Genomic DNA, 341 nt, shown 5'->3' with positions numbered 1-341 from the left:
CGCGCGCCGTACGACACGCGCTTGCCGCCTTCGAGGAACGCGCGGATCGACGGGTGCGTCTTGTAGCGCTGGAATTCCTCGAACGGCGACAGGTACGGGTTCGTGTAGCCCAGGCCCACCACGAAGCCGACCACGACCTGGTTGTTGTCCATGTGATACAGGAACGAGCCGCCGTACGTGTCGGACTTCAGCGGCCAGCCGGCCGTGTGGATCACGAGGCCCGGCTTGTGCTTCGCGGGATCGATTTCCCACAGTTCCTTGATGCCGATCCCGTACGCCTGCGGATCGGCGTTCGCGTCGAGCTTGAACGTCGAGATCAGTTGGCGGCCGAGGTGGCCGCG

At 65.1% G+C, this 341-nt stretch carries 1 pseudogene; it reads right to left on the bottom strand.

The features are described from left to right. Nucleotides 1–341 (bottom strand): annotated as a pseudogene (locus HWX55_RS35920) (electron transfer flavoprotein-ubiquinone oxidoreductase); the annotation flags it as partial.

Origin of the sequence: Burkholderia sp. BCC1047, from assembly GCF_902833155.1 — a bacterium.
Taxonomy (GTDB): Bacteria; Pseudomonadota; Gammaproteobacteria; order Burkholderiales; family Burkholderiaceae; genus Burkholderia; species Burkholderia sola.
The sequence above is the reverse complement of the archived record's forward strand: the minus strand, read 5'-3'. Positions and strand labels throughout refer to the sequence as shown.